At 68.9% G+C, this 19008-nt stretch carries 18 protein-coding genes; 5 read left to right on the top strand and 13 right to left on the bottom strand.

Going from position 1 to position 19008, the window contains the following annotated elements; translation table 11 throughout:
* Positions 1-57 precede the first annotated feature (57 nt).
* The 5 genes from P0W64_RS12790 to P0W64_RS12810 form a co-directional block, all read right to left on the bottom strand.
* The gene (locus P0W64_RS12790; protein ID WP_275480507.1) at positions 58-1035 is read right to left on the bottom strand and encodes a glycine betaine ABC transporter substrate-binding protein; all 978 of its coding nucleotides are present in this window, start codon (positions 1033-1035) and stop codon (positions 58-60) included.
* Positions 1032-1799 (bottom strand): ABC transporter permease, encoded by a 768-nt coding sequence (locus tag P0W64_RS12795; RefSeq protein ID WP_275480508.1) that lies wholly within the window; start codon positions 1797-1799, stop codon positions 1032-1034. Before P0W64_RS12795 ends, P0W64_RS12790 begins: the two co-directional genes overlap by 4 nt.
* Entirely contained in the window at positions 1796-3010 is a 1215-nt protein-coding gene (locus P0W64_RS12800; RefSeq protein ID WP_275480509.1) for an ABC transporter ATP-binding protein, read from the bottom strand. Before P0W64_RS12800 ends, P0W64_RS12795 begins: the two co-directional genes overlap by 4 nt.
* Positions 3007-3666, bottom strand: coding sequence for an ABC transporter permease subunit (locus P0W64_RS12805; protein ID WP_275480510.1), 660 nt, complete (start codon positions 3664-3666; stop codon positions 3007-3009). Before P0W64_RS12805 ends, P0W64_RS12800 begins: the two co-directional genes overlap by 4 nt.
* A 75-nt stretch (positions 3667-3741) precedes the next feature.
* Positions 3742-4245 (bottom strand): general stress protein, encoded by a 504-nt coding sequence (locus tag P0W64_RS12810; protein ID WP_275480511.1) that lies wholly within the window; start codon positions 4243-4245, stop codon positions 3742-3744.
* A 49-nt stretch (positions 4246-4294) separates the two neighbouring features.
* On the opposite strand from P0W64_RS12810, the gene P0W64_RS12815 reads away from it, so the two are divergent.
* The 3 genes from P0W64_RS12815 to P0W64_RS12825 are packed head-to-tail and all read left to right on the top strand — an operon-like array spanning position 4295 to position 6830.
* A complete protein-coding gene (locus P0W64_RS12815; RefSeq protein WP_275480512.1) occupies positions 4295-5569 on the top strand; it encodes a CBS domain-containing protein in 1275 nt (424 codons plus the stop codon).
* On the top strand, positions 5566-6069 hold the full coding sequence (locus tag P0W64_RS12820; RefSeq protein ID WP_275480513.1) for a DUF1003 domain-containing protein: 504 nt from the start codon (positions 5566-5568) through the stop codon (positions 6067-6069). Before P0W64_RS12815 ends, P0W64_RS12820 begins: the two co-directional genes overlap by 4 nt.
* Positions 6066-6830 carry a hypothetical protein gene (locus P0W64_RS12825; RefSeq protein WP_275480514.1) on the top strand — a complete coding sequence of 255 codons (765 nt, stop codon included), beginning with the start codon at positions 6066-6068 and terminating at the stop codon, positions 6828-6830. The genes P0W64_RS12820 and P0W64_RS12825 overlap by 4 nt, the downstream gene beginning before the upstream one ends.
* A gap of 71 nt (positions 6831-6901) precedes the next feature.
* Here P0W64_RS12825 and ahcY read toward each other — a convergent pair whose 3' ends face one another.
* The 6 genes from ahcY to P0W64_RS12855 all read right to left on the bottom strand — a co-directional run bounded on the left by ahcY (position 6902) and on the right by P0W64_RS12855 (position 14549).
* Entirely contained in the window at positions 6902-8374 is a 1473-nt protein-coding gene (gene ahcY, locus P0W64_RS12830; protein ID WP_275480515.1) for an adenosylhomocysteinase, read from the bottom strand.
* A gap of 100 nt (positions 8375-8474) precedes the next feature.
* Positions 8475-9953 carry an amino acid permease gene (locus tag P0W64_RS12835; RefSeq protein ID WP_275480516.1) on the bottom strand — a complete coding sequence of 493 codons (1479 nt, stop codon included), beginning with the start codon at positions 9951-9953 and terminating at the stop codon, positions 8475-8477.
* A 104-nt stretch (positions 9954-10057) separates the two neighbouring features.
* A complete protein-coding gene (locus P0W64_RS12840) occupies positions 10058-10954 on the bottom strand; it encodes a hypothetical protein (protein WP_275480517.1) in 897 nt (298 codons plus the stop codon).
* A 3-nt stretch (positions 10955-10957) separates the two neighbouring features.
* Complete coding sequence (locus P0W64_RS12845) at positions 10958-12460, bottom strand: CoA transferase (protein ID WP_275480518.1); 1503 nt, start codon at positions 12458-12460, stop codon at positions 10958-10960.
* Entirely contained in the window at positions 12457-13344 is an 888-nt protein-coding gene (locus P0W64_RS12850) for a 3-hydroxyacyl-CoA dehydrogenase NAD-binding domain-containing protein (protein WP_275480519.1), read from the bottom strand. The genes P0W64_RS12845 and P0W64_RS12850 overlap by 4 nt, the downstream gene beginning before the upstream one ends.
* 2 nt (positions 13345-13346) lie before the next feature.
* On the bottom strand, positions 13347-14549 hold the full coding sequence (locus P0W64_RS12855) for a CoA transferase (protein WP_275480520.1): 1203 nt from the start codon (positions 14547-14549) through the stop codon (positions 13347-13349).
* A 103-nt stretch (positions 14550-14652) separates the two neighbouring features.
* Between P0W64_RS12855 and P0W64_RS12860 the strand changes: the two genes are divergently transcribed.
* Positions 14653-15531 carry a LysR family transcriptional regulator gene (locus P0W64_RS12860; protein WP_275480521.1) on the top strand — a complete coding sequence of 293 codons (879 nt, stop codon included), beginning with the start codon at positions 14653-14655 and terminating at the stop codon, positions 15529-15531.
* Positions 15532-15556: 25 nt separating this feature from the next.
* On the opposite strand, the gene P0W64_RS12865 is transcribed toward P0W64_RS12860, so the two are convergent.
* Complete coding sequence (locus tag P0W64_RS12865; RefSeq protein WP_275480522.1) at positions 15557-17452, bottom strand: ABC transporter ATP-binding protein; 1896 nt, start codon at positions 17450-17452, stop codon at positions 15557-15559.
* 389 nt (positions 17453-17841) lie between these two features.
* Here P0W64_RS12865 and P0W64_RS12870 point away from each other — a divergent pair, with 389 nt between their 5' ends.
* Positions 17842-18045 carry a type II toxin-antitoxin system prevent-host-death family antitoxin gene (locus P0W64_RS12870; RefSeq protein WP_275480523.1) on the top strand — a complete coding sequence of 68 codons (204 nt, stop codon included), beginning with the start codon at positions 17842-17844 and terminating at the stop codon, positions 18043-18045.
* Positions 18046-18078: 33 nt separating this feature from the next.
* Here the strand turns inward: P0W64_RS12870 and P0W64_RS12875 are convergent, their stop codons facing one another.
* Entirely contained in the window at positions 18079-18993 is a 915-nt protein-coding gene (locus P0W64_RS12875; RefSeq protein WP_275480524.1) for a cation diffusion facilitator family transporter, read from the bottom strand.
* Between the last annotated feature and the right edge of the window lie 15 nt (positions 18994-19008).

The following is a 19008-nucleotide window of genomic DNA, read 5'->3' on the forward strand; positions in this document are numbered from 1 at the left end:
GTGAACCACATTCTGCATACACGTCCCATTTTTGCGGACGGCGGGGTGGGCTACAGGTCAGCGGATCAGGTGTTCGGAGCGCAGCCAGTCGGCGGCGACGGTGGCGGGGTCCTCGCCGTCGATGTCGACCTTGCCGTTGAGATCCTGCATGATCGAGTCGGAGAGCCGCGACGAGATCTCACGCAGAACAGGCTCGATCTGCGGGTATTTCTTCAGTACGGCGGTGTTCACGACCGGCGTACCCGAGTACGGCAGGAAGTACTTCCGGTCGTCCTCCAGCACATGGAGATTCAGGTTCTTGATACGCCCGTCCGTCGTGTACACCTCGCCGAAGAGGCAGCGTCCGGCGGCCGTCGCCGTGTAGACGACGCCGGAATCCATCGTGTTCACCGCGTTCTGGGGGACGCCGTTCGGGGCCCCGAGCGGCATACCGTATTTGGTGAGCATGGGCTTGAACCCGTCCGGGCGCGAGAAGAACTCCGCGTCGATGCACCAGGTGCGCTGGGCCGGAGGTAGTTTCGCGATGTCTGACATCTTGCGGATGCCGGTGCGGCGCCACTCCGCGTCGTTCATCGCGAACGCGTACGTGTCGTTGAAATTCGCGGGCTCGAGCCACGTGAGGCCGTTCGCGAGTTCCTTGTCGTGCACCTGCTGCCAGAGCTGCTTCGGGTCCGCGATCACCGACGTCTGCTTGAGATACTCGACCCACCCGGTTCCGGTGTACTCCCATTGCACATCGGCCCGGCCCGATGTCTGTGCCTTGCGCGCCGACATCGATCCGGGCGCGCCCGTGAGGTCGTCGACCTTCGCGCCTGCGGCGGCGAGCAGGGTCACCGTCATCTTGCCCAGGATCACGCCCTCGGTGAACACCTTCGAGGTGACCGTGATGTGCGCTCCCTCGAGCGGGCGCTTCCCATCCGCGGACTCGGCCTCGACGTAGCGTCCCGCCGAGCTGTGCAGACCGCATGCGCCCGTCGTCGCGAGCACGGCGGCCAGCACGATCGCCACCGCGGCGCGTGAACTGCGGCGCATCATGCGATCGCCCCTTCGGCGCGGAGGCCCCGCGGGGTGAAGAAGTACTCCACCAGCCGGGCCAGCCAGTCGATGGCCACCGCGAGCAGCGCGACCAGTACGGCGCCGGCCGCGAGCACCTTCGGCAGGAAGAGCGTCGTTCCCGTCGTGATGAGCACACCCAGCCCGCCGGCGCCGATGAACGTGCCCAGGGTGGCGGTGCCGACCAGGAGCACGAGTGCCGTGCGCACACCGTTGAGGATGACCGGGAGCGCCAGGGGCAGCTCGACCTGCACGAGGGTCCGGCCGTTCGAGAAGCCGATGCCGCGCGCGGCCTCGACGGTCTTCTGGTCCACGCCGCGTAGACCCGTGATCGTGTTCTGCAGGATGGGCAGAACCGCGTACACCACGAGTGCAGCGATCGCCGCCAGGAAGGGTGTGTGCTGCCACCACATGAGGAACAACACCACCACGCCCAGCGCCGGGGCCGCCTGGCCGATGTTGGCGATGTTCACGATGATCGGGGCGATCGCGGTGAGCCCCGGACGGGTCACCAGGATGCCCAGCGGGATCGCGATGACGAGCACGATGAGGGTGGCCAGCACGGTGAGCTCGGTGTGCCGCGCAATGGTCTTGCCCAGCGTGCTCCACTGCAGCTGGGGCGCCTCGGTCTCGCTGAACGTGGCGTTCGCGTGCCAGATCACGAAGGCGATCGAACCCGTCACGATCACCAGCGGCTCGAGCCAGAGGTCGAACGGGACCCGCCTGAGTCGGCCGACGGCACTCACCCGACGTCTCCCGGTTCGTCGACCGCGGCGGCTCCGCCGTGCTGCGAGGCGGCGTAGGTGTCCGCGGCCAGGTCCGGGTGGGCTTGCGCCTGCACGTCGCGGATCCGCTCCATGACGGCCTCGATGGTGATGGACCCGACCAGGCGGGTCCTGTCGAGCACGAGGACGCCGCCCTGGCTCGCCGCCAACATGATGTCCAGCGCGTCCGCGAGGGTTGCGCTGGACTGCACCGTCGGGAGCCTGCGGTCCACGAAGTCGGTCACTGTGGGGCCGGAGGCGACCTCCTTGAGCGTGGGCCAAGCCTGCGGGCGTCCGGCGCGGTCGACGACGACGACCCAGCTGCGGCCCGCGGCCCTCGCCCGCTCCAGGACCTCCGACGACGAGTCCCCCGGCCGCACCTCCACCACCGACTGCGGCGTCAGCTCGGACACCGTCGAGAGCGAGAGGTGGCGCAGCGTCGCGCCCGAGCCGACGAACTCCTCGACGAACGGAGTTGCGGGGGCGGACAGGATCTCGTCGGGAGTCGCGTACTGCTCGACGTGCCCTCCCTCGGAGAGGATCAGGACCCGGTCGCCGAGCTTGATCGCCTCCTCGATGTCGTGCGTGACGATGGCGATGGTCTTGCCCAGTTCCTCGTGGATGTCCAGCAGACTGTCCTGCAGCCGGACCCGGGTGATCGGGTCGACGGCACCGAACGGCTCGTCCATCAGCAACACGGGCGGGTCGGCCGCGAGAGCGCGGGCGACGCCGACGCGCTGCTGCTGTCCTCCGGACATGTCCTTGGGGAAGCGCTTGCGGAAGTCCTTGGGATCCAGGCCCACCAGGTCGAGCAGTTCCTCGGTGCGGGCCTCGATCCGCTTCGCGTCCCACCCGAGCATCCTGGGCACGGCACCGATGTTCTTCTCCGTCGTCCAGTGCGGGAACAGGCCGCCGGACTGGATGACGTAGCCGATGCTCCTGCGCAGCTCGTCCGCATTGGCTTCGAGCGCGTTCCGTCCGTCGATGAGGATGCGCCCGGAGCTGGGCTCGATCAGCCTGTTGATCATCTTGAGCGTGGTGGTCTTGCCGCAGCCGGAGGGACCGACGAACGCGACGATCTCCCCCGCCCCGATGGTGAGGTCGAGACGTTCCACGGCGGGCGCGGCCTGCCCCGGGTAGCTCTTGGAGACGCCGTCGAGCTCGATGGCGACACCGGTGGTCCGATCCGTCATGCAAGTCCCTTCGATATGGTGAGCCGCCCCAGCAGGACGAGGAGACCGTCGAGCACCAGCGCGATCAGGACGATCAGGACGGTGCCGGTGAGCGCCGACTCCAGAGCGCCCGCACCGCCGAGCCGGGACAGGCCGGAGAAGATGAGCGAGCCGACCCCGGGGCCGAGTACGTAGGCGACGACTGCGGCCACGCCGACCACCATCTGCGTGCTCACGCGCACGCCGGTGAGGATCACCGGCCAGGCGAACGGGAACTCCACCGACAGCAGAACGCGCCACCTGGGGAAGCCGATGCCGCGAGCAGCCTCGATCGCCGCCGCCGGCACGGATCGCAGTCCCACCACAGCCGAGGTGAGGACCGGCAGCGCGGCGTAGAACGCGAGCATGACCACCGACGGTTTGACGCCGAGCCCGAACGGGATCAGCAGCAGCGCGAGAAGTGCGAGAGACGGGATCGTGAGCCCGATCCCGGCCAACGCGGTCGTGAGGGCCGCGGCGACCGGGCTGCGGTACACGAGCACCGCTATCGCCAGCGCGACGATCACGCCGACGATCACCGTCTGCACCACGAGCGAGAGGTGCTGAACGGTCAGGAACAGCAGCTCACTGCCGCGGCCGTGTAGGAAGTTCCAGAGGCCGTGCAGGAAATGTCCCATGTGCAAGGCCCTCCGCCCCGTCGGTGGTGTCTAGACGCTGGGACAAGGTACCCCGGATACCCGAAGGGGTCAGGGTCAATCGATATTCAACCGGGCGAGCATGTCCCGGGCGCGCTCCGCCGAACGCGGCTCGCAGATCACGTCGTAACGGCCCGCTACCAGCTGCATCGTGGACGAGAAGTCGCGCGTTCCACGCGTCGCCGCGTACGGAATCGCCGTTGAGATCACGCCGAACACAATTCCGCCCGCAAGGCCCGCGATGAGCGACCCGAGTGCGTGTCCTGTGAAGAGGCCGACCAGCAGGCCGAAGAACAGGCCGAGCCAGGCGCCCGACGCGACACCCGCGCCGAGCACGCGGCCCCACGTCAGCCGACCGGTGACCTTCTCCACCTGCATCAGGTCTACGCCCACGATGGTCACGTCTTCGACCGGGAACTGCTCGTCGGACAGGTAGTCGACGGCCCGCTGTGCCTCGGCATACGTGCCGTACGAGCCGATCGGCCACCCCCGCGGCGGCGTCGGCAGGCCCCGTGCCGTATTGCGCGCATTGGGTGAACCCCCCGGAATGGGACTGGTCATATCGAGCCTCCTCGCATCGGACCTGGCACGGAAAACTACCCTCGACGCTATGGCAGTCGCCTCCAGAGTATTCGTCGCCCGGCTCGCGGGCCTTCTCGTCTACGGACCCGACGGCGAGTCGATCGGCCGGGTGCGTGATGCGGTCATCGTGCTGCGCGGCGGTCCGCGCCTGCCGCGCGTGCTGGGCCTCGTCGTCGAGCTGTTCAACCGCCGCCGGATCTTCGTGCCGATGCTGCGGGTCACGTCCGTCGAGGCGGGCGCGATCACGCTGAACACCGGTTCGGTGAGCCTGCGACGGCTGCACGTCCGCCCGGGGGAGGCGCTGGTCCTGGGCCAGCTGGTCGGCACACGGGTCCGGATCAGCGATCCCGACCTGCCCCAGCACGACGGCGCCGAGGCGACCGTGGTCGACGTCGGGATCGAGCAGACCCGCACCCGCGACTGGGTGGTACATCGGCTCGCCGTGCGGATGCGCAGCGGGCGGCTGGGCCGACGGGGCGGCACCGAGGTCGTCGACATGTCCGGCGTCTCCGACTTCACCGCCGGTGCGCTGACGGGCCCGGACCAGGACGTCGCCCTCGCGATGGCGCAGTACGAGGACATGCGCGCCAACGAGGTGGCCAGCGCGTTGCGCGAGCTCCCCGCCGCGCGCAGGCTGAAGCTCGCGGCCGCGTTCGACGACGAGCGGCTCGCCGACATCGTGCAGGAGCTCCCCGACGACGACCAGGCCGAGGTCATCGCGTCACTGCCCATAGGCCGCGCGGCCGACGTGATCGGGGCGATGGATCCCGACGATGCCGCCGATCTGCTGGGCGAGCTGCCCCGGATCCAGCGCGAGGAGCTCCTCGCGGTCATGGATCCCGAGGACTCGGGCACCGTCCGGACCCTGCTCACCTACTCCCCCGACACGGCGGGCGGCATGATGACACCCGAGCCGATCGTGGTCGACCCGTCGACGACCGTGGCCGAGGCCCTCGCGCGTGCCCGCAACCCGGACATCACCCCCGCCGCCGCATCGCTGGTCTTCGTCGTGCGCCCCCCGACTGCGACCCCGACCGGCCGTTACCTGGGCTGCGTGCATCTGCAGAAGCTGCTGCGCGAGCCGCCTGCGGACCTCGTCGGCGGGCTGGTCGACACCGACCTCCCCCAACTGAGCCCCGAGGACCCGCTCGGTGCCGTCACCCGCTACTTCGCGGCGTACAACCTGGTGTGCGGGCCCGTGGTCGACGCCGAGCGGCACCTGCTCGGTGCCGTCACCGTCGACGACGTCCTCGATCACCTGCTACCCGACGACTGGCGCGAAGAGGAGGACATGCCCCGATGACGGACCACAACCGTTCCCGGCTCGACACCCCTCGCGTCGGGACCCGGCGCGTCTCGCTGAACCTGGGCGAGGACCTCATCGGTCAGGCCAGCGAGCGCGTTGCGCGCTTCCTCGGCACCGGCCGCTACCTCGCGATCCAGACCATCATCGTGGTCGTCTGGGTGCTGCTCAACATCACGTGGGTGGCGCTGCGCTTCGACCCGTACCCGTTCATCCTGCTCAACCTCGCGTTCTCGACGCAGGCCGCATACGCGGCGCCGCTGATCCTGCTCGCGCAGAACCGGCAGGAGAGCCGTGACCGCGTCGCTCTCGACGAGGACCGGCAGCGCGCAGCCCAGACCAAGGCGGACACCGAGTTCCTCGCGCGTGAGCTGGCCTCCGTACGCCTCGCCGTGGGCGACGTCGCCAGCCGCGACTACCTGCGCCGCGAGCTAGACGAGATCCACGAGAAGCTCGACGCGCTCGCCGCAGCGTTGCAGACCCGGGACGCCGAACGGTGACCGGCGTTCGCCAGTACCCCGTCCTCCCGCCGGACATGTACCGGCGCTTGGGAATCCCCCTCCCGTCGGGTGTGGCGGATGCGGCCGACGCTCCCGCCCGCGGCACGCCCGTGCTATTCGGAACACGCTCGCCGTACGCCGGATACGACGTGCAGACACATGTCGGAGTCGCGGCCGCGCCGGCTCCCGGTCCGGTCGTCGCGCCCGGTCCGGTCGTCGCGCCCGGTCCGGCAGGCCCGCCCGAACCGAACGCGACGATGCAACCCGTCTGGCAGGCACCCGAGCCGGAGCGCCGGGGACCGTCGACGGGCCTCATCGTTGCGATGACGACGGCCACCGTTGTGCTCATCATCGTGCTGGCCACCGTCGTGGTGCTGTTCGTGCGCGCCGGCCGCGAGTCCTCGGACTCCGACGCGGTGCGCTCGGTGATCACCGCGGAGAACGACGCCTACAACGACCGGGACTTCACCGCGATGCTCGCGACGCACTGCGCCGCCGACGTCTCGGCATACCGCCTGCGCTACACGCAGGACACGTTCGCGGCGTCCGTCGACGCCCGGATCGGCGCGGACGGGCGATGGGAGGTGGCGGTCTCCGACATCGCCGTCGATGCGCAAGCCGGCACGGCGACCGCGACCGAGGTCGCCACCCCGCACGTCGGCGCAACCAGCGACGCGACGGAGCCCATGACCGTGACGGACATCGTCCGGCTGCGCAGGGAGTCCGGCACCTGGAAGCTCTGCCTGTCGACCGGCCGCTGACCTCCCTAGTAGAAAGCCGCCTCCCACCTGAGATTCCAGGTGGGAGGCGGCTTTCTACTAGGGACTGGGGCTCAGTAGCGGTAGTGCTCCGGCTTGTAGGGGCCCTCGACGTCGACGCCGATGTACTCCGCCTGGTCCTTGGTGAGCTTCGTCAGCTTGCCGCCGAGCGCCTCGACGTGGATCTTCGCGACCTTCTCGTCCAGGTGCTTGGGCAGGCGGTAGACCTCGTTGTCGTACTCCTGCGGCTTGGTGAACAGCTCGATCTGCGCGATCACCTGGTTACTGAAGCTGTTGGACATCACGAACGACGGATGACCGGTGGCGTTGCCCAGGTTGAGCAGGCGGCCCTCCGAGAGCACGATGATGGCCTTGCCCGAATCGCCGAAGCTCCACAGGTCCACCTGCGGCTTGATGATCGTGCGCACCGCGCCGCTGCGCTCCAGGCCGGCCATGTCGATCTCGTTGTCGAAGTGACCGATGTTGCCGAGGATCGCCTGGTCCTTCATCGCCTTCATGTGATCGAGGCCGATGATGTCCTTGTTGCCCGTCGACGTGATGACGATGTCGGCATCGGCGATCGCGTCCTCGACCGTGACCACGTCGAACCCGTCCATCAGCGCCTGCAACGCGTTGATCGGGTCGATCTCGGTGACCTGCACGCGGGCACCCTGCCCGGCGAGCGACTCGGCGCAGCCCTTACCCACATCGCCGTACCCGCAGATCAGCACCTTCTTGCCGCCGATCAGCACGTCCGTGCCGCGGTTGATGCCGTCGATCAGCGAGTGCCGGGTGCCGTACTTGTTGTCGAACTTGCTCTTGGTGACCGAGTCGTTGACGTTGATCGCCGGGAACTTGAGCTCACCCGCCGCCGCGAACTGGTACAGCCGCAGCACACCCGTCGTCGTCTCCTCTGTCACACCCTTGACCGAGTCCGAGATCGTCGACCACTTGGTCTTGTCCTGCTCGAAGCGGCTGCGCAGCACCGACAGGAAGACCTTCCACTCCTCCGGATCGTCGTCCTCGGTCGGCGGGACGACGCCCGCCCTCTCGTACTGCGCACCGCGCAGCACCATCATCGTCGCGTCGCCACCGTCGTCGAGGATCATGTTCGCGGGCTCGTCGGGATTGGGCCACGTGAGCATCTGCTCCGCGCACCACCAGTACTCCTCCAGCGACTCGCCCTTCCAAGCGAACACAGGCACACCCTCGGGCTTCTCCGGCGAACCGTTCGGCCCGACGACGACCGCGGCCGCCGCCTCGTCCTGCGTCGAGAAGATGTTGCACGAGGCCCAACGGACCTCCGCACCGAGCGCGACGAGGGTCTCGATCAGCACCGCGGTCTGCACCGTCATATGCAGCGAACCCGAGATCCGGGCACCTTTGAGCGGCAACACGTCCGCGTACTCGCGGCGCAGCGCCATCAGCCCCGGCATCTCGTGCTCCGCCAGACGGAGCTGCTTGCGGCCCGAGTCCGCCAGGGACAGGTCCGCGACCTTGAAGTCGATTCCATTCGCCGAATCGGCGGTCAACGATGTGTCAGTCACGAAGTCAAGGCTAACCGGACATGCCGAGACCGGAACCCGCGGGCGCTTTCTGTGGCGTATCCGGGCATCCGGACCGCATGCATGGCCCGCGGTTCGAGAGCTATTCGACTTCGCCGCGGTCGCGCTTACCGAGTATCGAGTGCCGGTAACCGTAGATCCCGTACACCACCACGCCGGCGATCATCCAGATCACGAACCGGAACCACGTCTCGAGCGTGAGGTTGATCATCAGCCAGACGCAGGCCACCACCGCGAGGATCGGCACGAGCGGCACGAGGGGGGTGCGGAATCCGCGTGGCAGGTCGGGGCGCTTGCGCCGCAGGACGACGACGCCGATGGAGACCAGAACGAAGGCGAAGAGGGTGCCGATATTGATCAGCTTGGCGAGTTCGTCCAGCGGCACCAGTGCCGCGAACACGGCCACTACGATGCCGACGATGACGGTGATCCGCACCGGGACACCGCGGTCCGAGGTCTTGGCGAGCGATCTCGGCAGCAGGCCGTCCCGCGACATCGCGAAGAGCGCACGGTGCTGCCCCATGAGCAGCACCATGACGACGGTGGTCAGGCCGGCGAGCGCGCCGACGGAGATCACGTTCGACGCCCAGTCCACGCCGTTGATAGAGAACGCGTCGGCGAGGTTCTTCCCCTTGCCGTCCACCGTCGCGAGCTGGGTGTAGCTCACCATGCCGGTCAGGACGACGGTGACCGCGACGTACAGCACCGTGACGATCCCGAGCGAGCCGAGGATGCCGCGCGGGACGTCACGCTGAGGGTTCTTGGTCTCCTCCGCCGAGGTGGCGACGATGTCGAAGCCGATGAATGAGAAGAAGACGACGGAGGCGCCGGCGAGCACGCCGTACCAGCCGTAGGTCGACATCCCGCCGCCCGTGAGCACCTGGAAGAACGTGGAGTCCTGCCAGCGCGATGCGCTGTCGCCGGGCTTCGATGCAGGGATGAACGGCGAGTAGTTGGAGGCCTTGATGTAGAACGCCCCGACGACGATGACCAGCAGCACCACCGCCACCTTTATGGCGGTTATGACCGCCGAGACCCGCGAGCCGATCTTCGCCCCGAACAACAGCAGCACCGTCAGGACCGCGACGATGAGGACGGCGCCCCAGTCCACCTTGACGCCGCCGATGTGCACCGTCGTCGACTCGACTCCGAGGACCGTACCCAGGTAGCTCGACCAGCCGCTCGCGACGGCCGCGGCGGCGAGCGAGAACTCGAGGATCAGATCCCAGCCGATGATCCAGGCGACGAACTCGCCGAAGGTCGCGTAGGAGAACGTGTACGCCGATCCGGCGACCGGCACCGTCGACGCGAACTCCGCATAGCAGAGGGCGGCGAGACCGCAGGCGATCGCGGCGATGACGAAGGCGACGGACACCGCCGGGCCCGCGTTGTCGCCCGCCGTCTGGGCCGTGACCGTGAAGATGCCGGCGCCGATCACGACGGCGACACCGAAGATCGTCAGGTCCCACGCTGTGAGTTGCTTCTTCAGGCGGGTGCCGACCACCTCGGTGTCGGCGATCGACTGCTCCACGGATTTCGTGCGCAGCAGTGGGTTCGACATGGCGCTTCCTTCGTAGCTCGTGGCCGTCTGGGGCCTCCATCAAACCGCACTCGCCGATCCGACGCCCGCACTTCCCGGCCATGAGGCTCCGATCGGCCCGTAGGTCAGAACGCGTCGGTCACGACGATGCCGCTCACCGGCCCTTCGAAGGTCACGATCGTACGCTCGGCGCCGGCCCAATCCGCAAGCGGGACCGCGCGTATGGATCCGCCGAGGTCCGAGACGTACGCGACGGAGTTCGTGTCGTCGACCGCGAGGCCGATCGCCTCCCGGAAGCCGCGCGCGAGGATCTCGGGCCGACGGCCGCTCTCGCCGGGGAGCGGGACGGGCGCTCGGTTGAGCGTGTTGCCGTCCGGCTCCGCCCCGCGGTCGGTCCAGTAGAGGTCGCGGCCCGCGATCTCCAGATCGATGGGCTCCGGCAGCCCGTCCCAGAGGACCTCGATATCGGTACGGCCGTACGGATCTTCTGGAACGGCTAAGGGAGCACGCAGAATCCGCCCACGTCCGCCCTTCACGGGTCCCTTCTGCGTCCAGTACAGCCAGCCACCGTCGGGGTCCACCGCCACGCCGACGCACTCGTCGAGCTTCCCGTGCCCGGCGTTGACGATGTGGTCCGCCGGGTCCGAGCCGTCGAGCCGGCAACTCGACACCCGGAATCCCTCCCGGTCACTCCAGTAGAGCCGGGCCCCGTCGGTGGCGAGTTGCTTGCCCGTGGTGATCGCCCCGGCCGGAAGGACGTCCCGGGGCTCGGCCGATGCCCCGCCCAGCGCCAGCGCATGCAGACCGCCGTTGCGGGGCGAGTAGTCGCGCCCGGCCTCCCCGGCGACGTCCGGGTCGACGATCGGTGCGCCCATGGTCGTCCAGTACACGACCCCGTCGACGACCACGATTCCGTCGGGCGCGTCGCCTGCGTCCGGGGTCAGGCGCTCTACCCGCGCGGTCGCCGGATCGATGCGCACGATCGCGTTACCGCGGATCAGCAGTGCCAAAAGCGAAGTCATGCGCTACCCCTGACGCCAGATCGGCAGTCCCGCGCCGCGCGGGACCAATGGATTGGTGTAGTAACCGGGGGTCTGGGACATCCGTACCTGTTCTGCGATGCCCTGGTACCGCCCCAGAGAAGTGTCCGCGGTGAAGGTCTGCGGATCGAGGTATTCGTGTCCCGGTGCGCTCCCCGCCACGCCGGCCGCGTACGCCTTGTCGAACGTGCCCAGGCTGAGCAGCCACAGTGCGGTACGAGTCAACGAGACCGTCACCTTGTACGAGCCGCCCTGTTCCGCGCGCAGCATCAACGCGCGCAGTACGCCGAGCTCGAGCAGCCAGGACGTGATGTAGTCGTTCACGACGGGCAGGGCGGGCAGGGCCGGCACGCCGTTCTCACCTTCTGAGAGCATCACGCCCGCAAGCGCACCGGCGGTCTGATCGAAGCCCACCCGGCCTGCCCACAGACCGGTCTCCCCGTTGAGGTTCACGGTCGCATGGATGAGGCCGGGGCGCTGCGCAACCGCGGAGTCGACGTCCAGTCCGCGGCGCCGGAGGTAGCCCGGCCGGCGGTTGGCGAAGAACACGTCCGCCCCGCGCAGCAGACCGAGCATGGTCTCGGACCCCGCGCCGGTCTTCAGATCCAGTGTCGTCGAGCGCATCCCGACGTTGGACGTCCCGTACAGCAGCGGCATCTCCCACTCGTACGGATCCCACACGTTGAGCACGTCGGCGCCGTGCAATGCGAGCGCGCGGCCGCAGCCGGCGCCGGCGATGATGTGGGCCCGCCCGAGCGCCCGCACACCCGACAGGGGCATGGTTCCTCCCTCGGGGAGAGGCTCGGGATCGCTGTCCCCCACCTTCTCGATGACGACCGGATTCATCGGGCCCAGCACCTGCTGGTACTGATCGGACGCGATGATCTCGCCGACGGTCCGGCACATCGGCATGATGATGCCGGCCTCCTCGCCCGCGGTCTCGAGATCCTCAGCCTTCCACTTGGAGATCGCCTCGGCCACGCGGGATTCCACCTCGGGCACGTCTAGCAGCGCGGCGGTGTCGTTGCGCAGTCGTGGGTACGGCCCCATCGGGTGCACCCAGCGGTCGTCGGCCGTGCGATAGAAGCGGTCCGTTGCGAAAGCGTCGGAGACGCGCACCGTGTCCACCATCGGGTACCCGTTGAGCAGTTCCCACCTGCGGTCGTAGAACGGGCACAGCCGGTGCGGTGCGACCCGCAGGTCCATCGCGATGTCCTGGGCGCGTCCGCCGCGCATCCGCCAGATCGCGGCGACGGCGACAGACTTCGCGACCAGGGCCAGGGATGTCGCACCGGCCAGGCGCAAGGTGCCCGGCAACACGGGATCGGCTCCGACGAAGTCGATCGCACCGCCCGAATCGGAGGCCGCGAGGCCGACGGTGGACAGCAGATCGTCGAGCGCGGCGTGGAGGTCGTAGCCGTCATCGGTCGCGGGGGCCTGCTGCAGGCGTTCGGTCTGATCGTTCAGCCGGGTCGTCGGGTCGGTCATCGCACGGCCTCCGTATCGGCGGTCCCATCGGGGTGGTCGGTCCGCGCGAGAGCCTCGAGGACCGCACGCGTTCTCCGATCGCGTTGGTCGACGAGCCTCTGGTAGGCCTCCTCGCCGGTGCCGTAGGCCGCCTCGACGGCCGCGTAGACCTCGTCGTTCCGCGCGGGATCGGGCGCGCCGACGTCGAAAGTCATCGCCGCGCCCACATGTGCGGCGAGGTGCCGGATCCCGCCGGGGCCGCCTCCCAGGTGACGGGACTCGAACGGTCCGATCGTGGACCAGCGCAGCCCGAGCGAGGCACGCACGAGGACATCCAGCTCGGCGGGGTCGATGACGCCCTGCTGCACCAGGTAGGTGGCCTGCTCGTTGAAGACACGCTGCAGGCGGTTGCCGACGAATCCCGCGATCTCCTTGTTGAGCCGGATCGGCAGCTTTCCCAGCTGCCGATAGACCTCCACGGCGCGGTCTACGGTCGAGGCCGCCGTGGACGGCGACGGGACGACCTCGACCAGCGGCATCAGTTCCGGCGGGTTGAACGGATGGCCGACGACGATGCGATCGGCGGCCGGGTTGTCCGCCGCGAACACCGAGGGCAGCAACGTCGACGAGGAAGAAGCCAGGACGACTCCGTCGGCGGTGTGCTGGGCGGCCGTGGCGAACAGCTCACGCTTGACCTCGACCCGTTCGGGTCCGTTCTCCTGGACGAAGTCCGCGCCGCGCAGGGCTTCCGCGAGATCGGGCACCGCTGTGGCGGCCGTACCCTCCAGCACCTCGTCGAGGTCCGGGCGCGGATCCGAGACCCGCACCTCCCATCCGGCGTCGGCGAACAGCCGGGCCCACGAGACGCCGATGACCCCGGCACCGATGACGGTCACAACAGCCATTTCTAGTGTCCTCCTCGTTCTCCAGCCGCCCGGCGTTCGCCCAGGACGGATTCGGTGCTCTCGCCTGCACGTTCGGGCAGACGACGGATGTTGACCGGGGTCCGCGAGTAGCCCAACGGATTGCGGGACACCCGGATCCGGCCTTCGGTCGGGTGGTCGACCTCCGTGATCAGTTGCATCTCGCGGACGTATGGATCGCCGGGGAGCTCGGCGATGTCGACGACGCGCCCGTACGGCATGTCGTTCGCGGTGAGGTACTCCTCCCACTCGGCGAGGGTGAGGCGATCGGAGCGGTCGTGCACCGCCTGCACCCCCGCATAGAAGAATTCCCTGTCGATCACAGGGTCGAGAAAGCGTGGGTCGGCGGCCAGGTCGTCGGCGCCGACCGCGACGAGTAGGCGCCGCACGTCGTCGTTGGTGTACGGCACCGCGGCTATCGCGCGCCCGTCCGCGGTCGCCATCGCGGCGTGGGTCTCCGCGAAGCTCAGCGGGTTGCCCACGTCGCCCGCGGCCGGGGCGAAGACCTCGCCGGCCATGTGCTCGACGGTGTTGAAGGCGATCAGCGCGTCCGCCATCGCAAGGGAGACGAGTTGCCCCTCGCCGCTGCGCTCGCGCTCGTACAGGGCGCCCAGGACACCGCTCACGAGGTACAGCGACGCAGTCTTGTCGGCGATGTAGGTCGGGACGAACTGCAGGGATCCGGAAGCGCGGCGCTGCAGATCCACCAGTCCCGAAACCGCCTGCACGACTTCGTCGTACGCCGGCCGGTTGCGCTCTTCGGACGCCGCGTTGAAGCCCTGTGCGTGGGCGTAGACGAGCTTCGGGAATTCCTGTGCGATCTGGTCGTAGGCGATGCCGAGGCGCTCGAGCGCGCCTGCGCGCATGTTGGTGACGAGGACGTCGGCATCGGCCAGCAGGCCCATCAGCGCTGCGTGGCCGTCGTCGGTCTTGAGGTTCAGGGCGACGCTGCGCTTGTTGCGATTGACCTGCATGTAGAGCGGCGCCATGCCCGGGTTACGGCCTGTGTTGGCCGGGGCGTTCCGCGCGGTGTCGAACGGGGGTTCCACGCGCACCACGTCGGCGCCCATGTCGCCGAGGACCTGAGTGGCCATCGGTCCCATGACCACCGTGGACAGGTCCACGATGCGCACGCCCGCGAGCGGTCCGGTCGGTGGGGCGCCCAACTCGATCTGCGATGTCGTCATCTTCGTCGCTTCCCTTCTCTTCCCTACTCACAGTAGGTAGTTAGCACTGGTTATGGAATGTCGAAAGGTTGCGCTCCGGCGTTATCGATGCGATAAAACAGCGATGGACGTCCACCATCTGCGGTACTTCCTCGCCGTAGCGCGGGAACTCAACTTCACGCGGGCCGCGGCGTCCTTACACATGACCGTTCCCCCTCTGTCGCAACGGATCCGGTCCCTCGAGGCCGAGCTGGGCTGCCCCCTCTTCGATCGCTCGACCCACCACACCCGGCTGACCGACGCCGGCGAGCGACTCGTCCCGCTCGCGGGCCGGATCGTGGCGGATGTCGACCGCATCCCCGAGACCGTCCGGGCCCCGCAGGCCCGCCCGCACGCCAGGATGGCCGTCCCCGACGCGCTCGACACCGGACAGCGACGCACGATCGCCCGCCTCCTCGACGAGCAGGCCGACAGCTATGAGATCGAGGTCCGTCAGGTCGCATCCCTCGACGTCGCGCAGGCACTTGTGCACAGGGCCGTCGATCTCGCGTTCAGCAGGATCCCCGCCACGCATCCCGCACTCGCGGAGACCATCGTGTCGACGCAGCCGCTGGCGGTGATCTGCGATGCGACGCACTTTCCACCCGGAGCCGTGTTACGGCCCGCCGATCTGAACGGCTTCACGCTGGTCGGCGGACCGGCGCACTGGGACCTGCGGTCCGAGGCGGAGCGCGCACGCCTGCTGGGCGCGGGCGTCCGACTGGACCCGTCGCCGGGCTACACCGACGTAGGCGGGATGCTTCTCGTGCTGAGCGGGCGACGGCGGTTCACCATGGTGCCTGCGGGCGCCGACCTCGTTCGCGCAGTCGACCCGGCCGAATTCGCGGTGCACCCGGTCAACGACGACATCCCGCCGCTGGTCACGCGCGCGGTGTACCGCTCGGGTGAGGAATGGATCACGCCACTGGTCGATGCGACCGTCGCCGCGTTCGAAGGTGCCTGAGCAGCCGTGTTCGACGCGTAGGCGTTCAGCGGCGGCGGATCCGGTGCCGCAGCCCGTCCGCGGGGACACCCGGCAGCTTGGGCTCACGGATCGCCGGGGACCGGGGCAGCGCACGCGGCGCCCCGACAGTGCCTGAGGCGGGAATCGCCACCGTCGGCGGTTCGCCGGCGCGCGCCGGCGCGATGACCCCCCGCTCGGCCTCGTACACCGAGTCCGCCGCGGCGACCAGGATGGGGTCGTGCGTGATCACGACGACCGTCTTGCGCTGCGCCAGCGCCCGCAGCGAGCGCGCCAGGTACTCGGTGTTCTGCTTGTCCAGACCCGTCGACGGCTCGTCGAACACGACGACCGGGGTGTCGCGCGCGACCGCTCGCGCGAGGGCGACACGCTGCCTCTGCCCGCCGGACAGTTCGGGGCCGCCCAGCGTGGTCGGCGTGCCGTAGCCGGCCGGGAGTTCGTGGACGAACTCGTCTGCCCGCGCGAGCCGGGCAGCGGAGGCGAGGTCGGCACCGTCGTCGGTGCCGTAGCGGATGTTGGATTCGATCGTCCCTGAGCGGATGACCGCGCGCTGCGGCACCATCGTCACGGCGGCGCGCACCTGCGCGCCGCTCATCGTCGACTCGTCGCGGCCACCCAGGAGGATGTGCCCGGCGTCGGGCCGTTCCATCCCCGAGACGAGCGCGCCGAACGTGGACTTGCCGCTGCCGCTCGGTCCGGTTATGGCCGTGACCGTTCCGGGCGCGGCCGCGAACGCATCGACACGCAGCGTGAAGCTCTCCGACCGCGTGAACGTGACCCCCGCCGCGGTGACGGCGACGGGATCGGCCTCGCGCGGCGGGTGGGCGGCACCGACGTCGGGCTCGAGGTCGCCGACCACCTCCAGGATGCGATCGGCACTCACCGCCGCACCGACGAGGGCGAGGCGCGTCTCGCTGATCTCCTGGATACGGGGGTACAGATAGGCGAGGTAGCCCGACAGGGCGAGCAGGGATCCGACGGTGAGCTCTCCCCACCGGACGAGCAGGACGCCACCGACGGTCACCACGATCAGCGTGAGCGCCTCCGCCGTGCCCAGTACTCCGCCGAACAGTGCCTCGACCCTAGCCTCGCGCATGCGGGCGCGGAACAGCGTTCGGCCGCGGCCGTGTACCGCCGAGCCCTCGGCCGGTTCCATATTGTGCAGACGGACGTGCTCATGCGTCGATACGATCTCGTTGAGCGTGCCGGCGAGGCCGCTGTGTGCCTTGCGCTCGGCGAGAGTGACGCGCTCCTGCGCATGGCGGAACGCGCGGGCGACGCCCATCAGGATCGGCACCGCGATCAGCGCGATGATCGTCAGCTTCCAGCTCATGATGCCGGCGACGATCACGAGTCCGACGGTCGTCAGCGCGGCGATGACGCCCTGCACGACCGACGAGCTGAGGGCGGTTTCGAGGACGACCACGTCCTCGGTGAGCCGCACGACGACGTCGCCGACGGACCATTGCTTGAGGCGGTCGAGCGGCACCTTCTGGACGCGCGCGAACATCGCGTCACGGAGCGCCAGCACGATCCCCTCGCTGGCCTTCGCGCAGGCGATGGTGCCGAAGTAGGTGAGGACCGCACCTACCGCGGTGACCGCGACCCACGCCCCGATGCTGCGTACCATCGCGCCTTTCGACGAAGCCTCCAGCACCGCGTTCAGCACGTCGGCCATCACCAGCACGGACACCACGTCGACGGTGGCCGCGAGGCACAGCAGCAGCAGGCCTACGACGAGCGACCGACGGTGCGGGCGAGCGAACCGCCACAGCAACCGCAGCATCGCGTTCTGCCCCATGCTGCGCCACTGCTGCGCATCGTCCCCCGGCACACCATCAGGCCCGAGAGCGCCCACCCCGGGCACCGCACCGCCCGGCACCGGGCCGTTCGTCGGCTGCATCTCCGTACTCCTCACTGGGTCCCTTCGTATCGGCTCCACCTACGCGGGGGCGGGGCCGGCCCGTGGCCGACCCCGCCCCGTCACGATCGTGGGATCAACGCCAGACGTACGTCCAGCGCCGATTGCGGGCGTCCCACTGACGGACGCGCCTGCGCGGGGCGGGCTTCGGGGTGTTCCTACGGTTCTGCGCCATTATGGTCGCCTCTCTCTTCGCGGATACGACTGCCGGTGTTACGGCCCGGATCCCTCATGTGGTCGAGACCTACGATGCGCCCGCCCGCTGATCCGACCCTGACCCGAGACTGGGAGGTCCCTGTACGCGAGAACACTCGCGGGTAACTTGTTTCCGCAGGTCGACGTACCCGCGGGTAGGGCATACGGTCGGCGACATGACCAAGACGTTCACTCACACGACAGACCAGACCGTCGCCGAACTCCTCAAGATCGTCGAGGGCGGGGACGACGTGCTGATCACGCGCGACGGGCGGCCACTGGCCGTCCTGTCCGCCGCGATCCCCGCGCCGCAGGCCATCTCGTCGATGCAGACCTTCGACATTCCCGAGACGTTCTACGACAATCTGCCCGGCGTCTGACCCGAGGCGGACCGCCGCGACCGGGGCCGAGCTTCAGCGGCTCCGGTCGAGATCCGGCTCGAGGTAGACGACGCGCGCGTTCGGCACCGCCGCGCGCAGAGCCGCCTCGGCCGTGTCGATCCCCTGCGCGATCTCAGCGGCACTCGACGCCTCGCCGATCGCTATCTTCGCCGCCACCAGCATCTCGTCGGGGCCCAGGTACTGCGTCTTGCAGTGGATCACCCGCTGCACCGCGGGAGAGCCCTCGAGCGCCCGCAGGATGGCAGCCGACTCCTCCTCCGTAGCGCCCTCGCCTATGAGCAACGACTGCATCTCCACGATCAGCACGATCGCGATGACGCCCAGCAGGATGCCGATGGCGAGGGTGCCGATCCCGTCGAACACCGGCATGTCCAACCCCCATGCGAGGCCGACGCCGAGCAGCGCCAACGCCAGGCCGATGAGCGCGCCCGTGTCCTCCAGCAGCACGACCGGCAGCTCGGGATTCCGCGAACGGCGGATGAACCGCCACCAGGACACGTCCCCCTTGAGCGAGCGGGATTCACGCATGGCGGTGAGGAACGAGTATCCCTCCAGGCACATGGCGCCCAGCAGGATGAGCACCGCGACGATCGGCGACTCCATGTGCTCGGGGTGGGCGATCTTGTGCACGCCCTCGTAGACGGCGAACAGCGAGCCGAGTGCGAAGATCACCAGCGCCACCACGAACGAGTAGAAGTAGCGCGCGCGACCGTAACCGAAGGGATGCAGCCCGTCCGCGTTCCGCTTCGCCTGCTGCTGCCCCACCAGCAGCAGCCCCTGGTTCGCGGTGTCCGCAACGGAGTGCACTGCCTCCGCGATCATCGACGACGAGCCCGTCACCAGGAATCCGATGAACTTCAGCACCGCGATGCCACCGTTCGCGGACATCGCCGCGACGATCGCCTTCTTCGACCCCTCTGCGCTCACGGGTCGAAACTAGCC

The organism is Tsukamurella sp. 8F (assembly GCF_029167375.1).
Lineage (GTDB): Bacteria > Actinomycetota > Actinomycetes > Mycobacteriales > Mycobacteriaceae > Tsukamurella.

Bases quoted from the DNA above. Each gene is read 5' to 3' on its own strand.
- P0W64_RS12870 (WP_275480523.1), top strand. From the start codon at position 17,842: ATGACCAAGACGTTCACTCACACGACAGACCAGACCGTCGCCGAACTC.
- P0W64_RS12840 (WP_275480517.1), bottom strand. From the start codon at position 10,954: ATGACTTCGCTTTTGGCACTGCTGATCCGCGGTAACGCGATCGTGCGC.
- P0W64_RS12800 (WP_275480509.1), bottom strand. From the start codon at position 3,010: ATGACGGATCGGACCACCGGTGTCGCCATCGAGCTCGACGGCGTCTCC.
- P0W64_RS12845 (WP_275480518.1), bottom strand. From the start codon at position 12,460: ATGACCGACCCGACGACCCGGCTGAACGATCAGACCGAACGCCTGCAG.
- P0W64_RS12860 (WP_275480521.1), top strand. From the start codon at position 14,653: ATGGACGTCCACCATCTGCGGTACTTCCTCGCCGTAGCGCGGGAACTC.
- P0W64_RS12810 (WP_275480511.1), bottom strand. From the start codon at position 4,245: ATGACCAGTCCCATTCCGGGGGGTTCACCCAATGCGCGCAATACGGCA.
- P0W64_RS12855 (WP_275480520.1), bottom strand. From the start codon at position 14,549: ATGACGACATCGCAGATCGAGTTGGGCGCCCCACCGACCGGACCGCTC.
- P0W64_RS12805 (WP_275480510.1), bottom strand. From the start codon at position 3,666: ATGGGACATTTCCTGCACGGCCTCTGGAACTTCCTACACGGCCGCGGC.
- P0W64_RS12790 (WP_275480507.1), bottom strand. From the start codon at position 1,035: ATGATGCGCCGCAGTTCACGCGCCGCGGTGGCGATCGTGCTGGCCGCC.
- P0W64_RS12835 (WP_275480516.1), bottom strand. From the start codon at position 9,953: ATGTCGAACCCACTGCTGCGCACGAAATCCGTGGAGCAGTCGATCGCC.
- P0W64_RS12865 (WP_275480522.1), bottom strand. From the start codon at position 17,452: ATGCAGCCGACGAACGGCCCGGTGCCGGGCGGTGCGGTGCCCGGGGTG.
- P0W64_RS12820 (WP_275480513.1), top strand. From the start codon at position 5,566: ATGACGGACCACAACCGTTCCCGGCTCGACACCCCTCGCGTCGGGACC.
- P0W64_RS12850 (WP_275480519.1), bottom strand. From the start codon at position 13,344: ATGGCTGTTGTGACCGTCATCGGTGCCGGGGTCATCGGCGTCTCGTGG.
- P0W64_RS12815 (WP_275480512.1), top strand. From the start codon at position 4,295: ATGGCAGTCGCCTCCAGAGTATTCGTCGCCCGGCTCGCGGGCCTTCTC.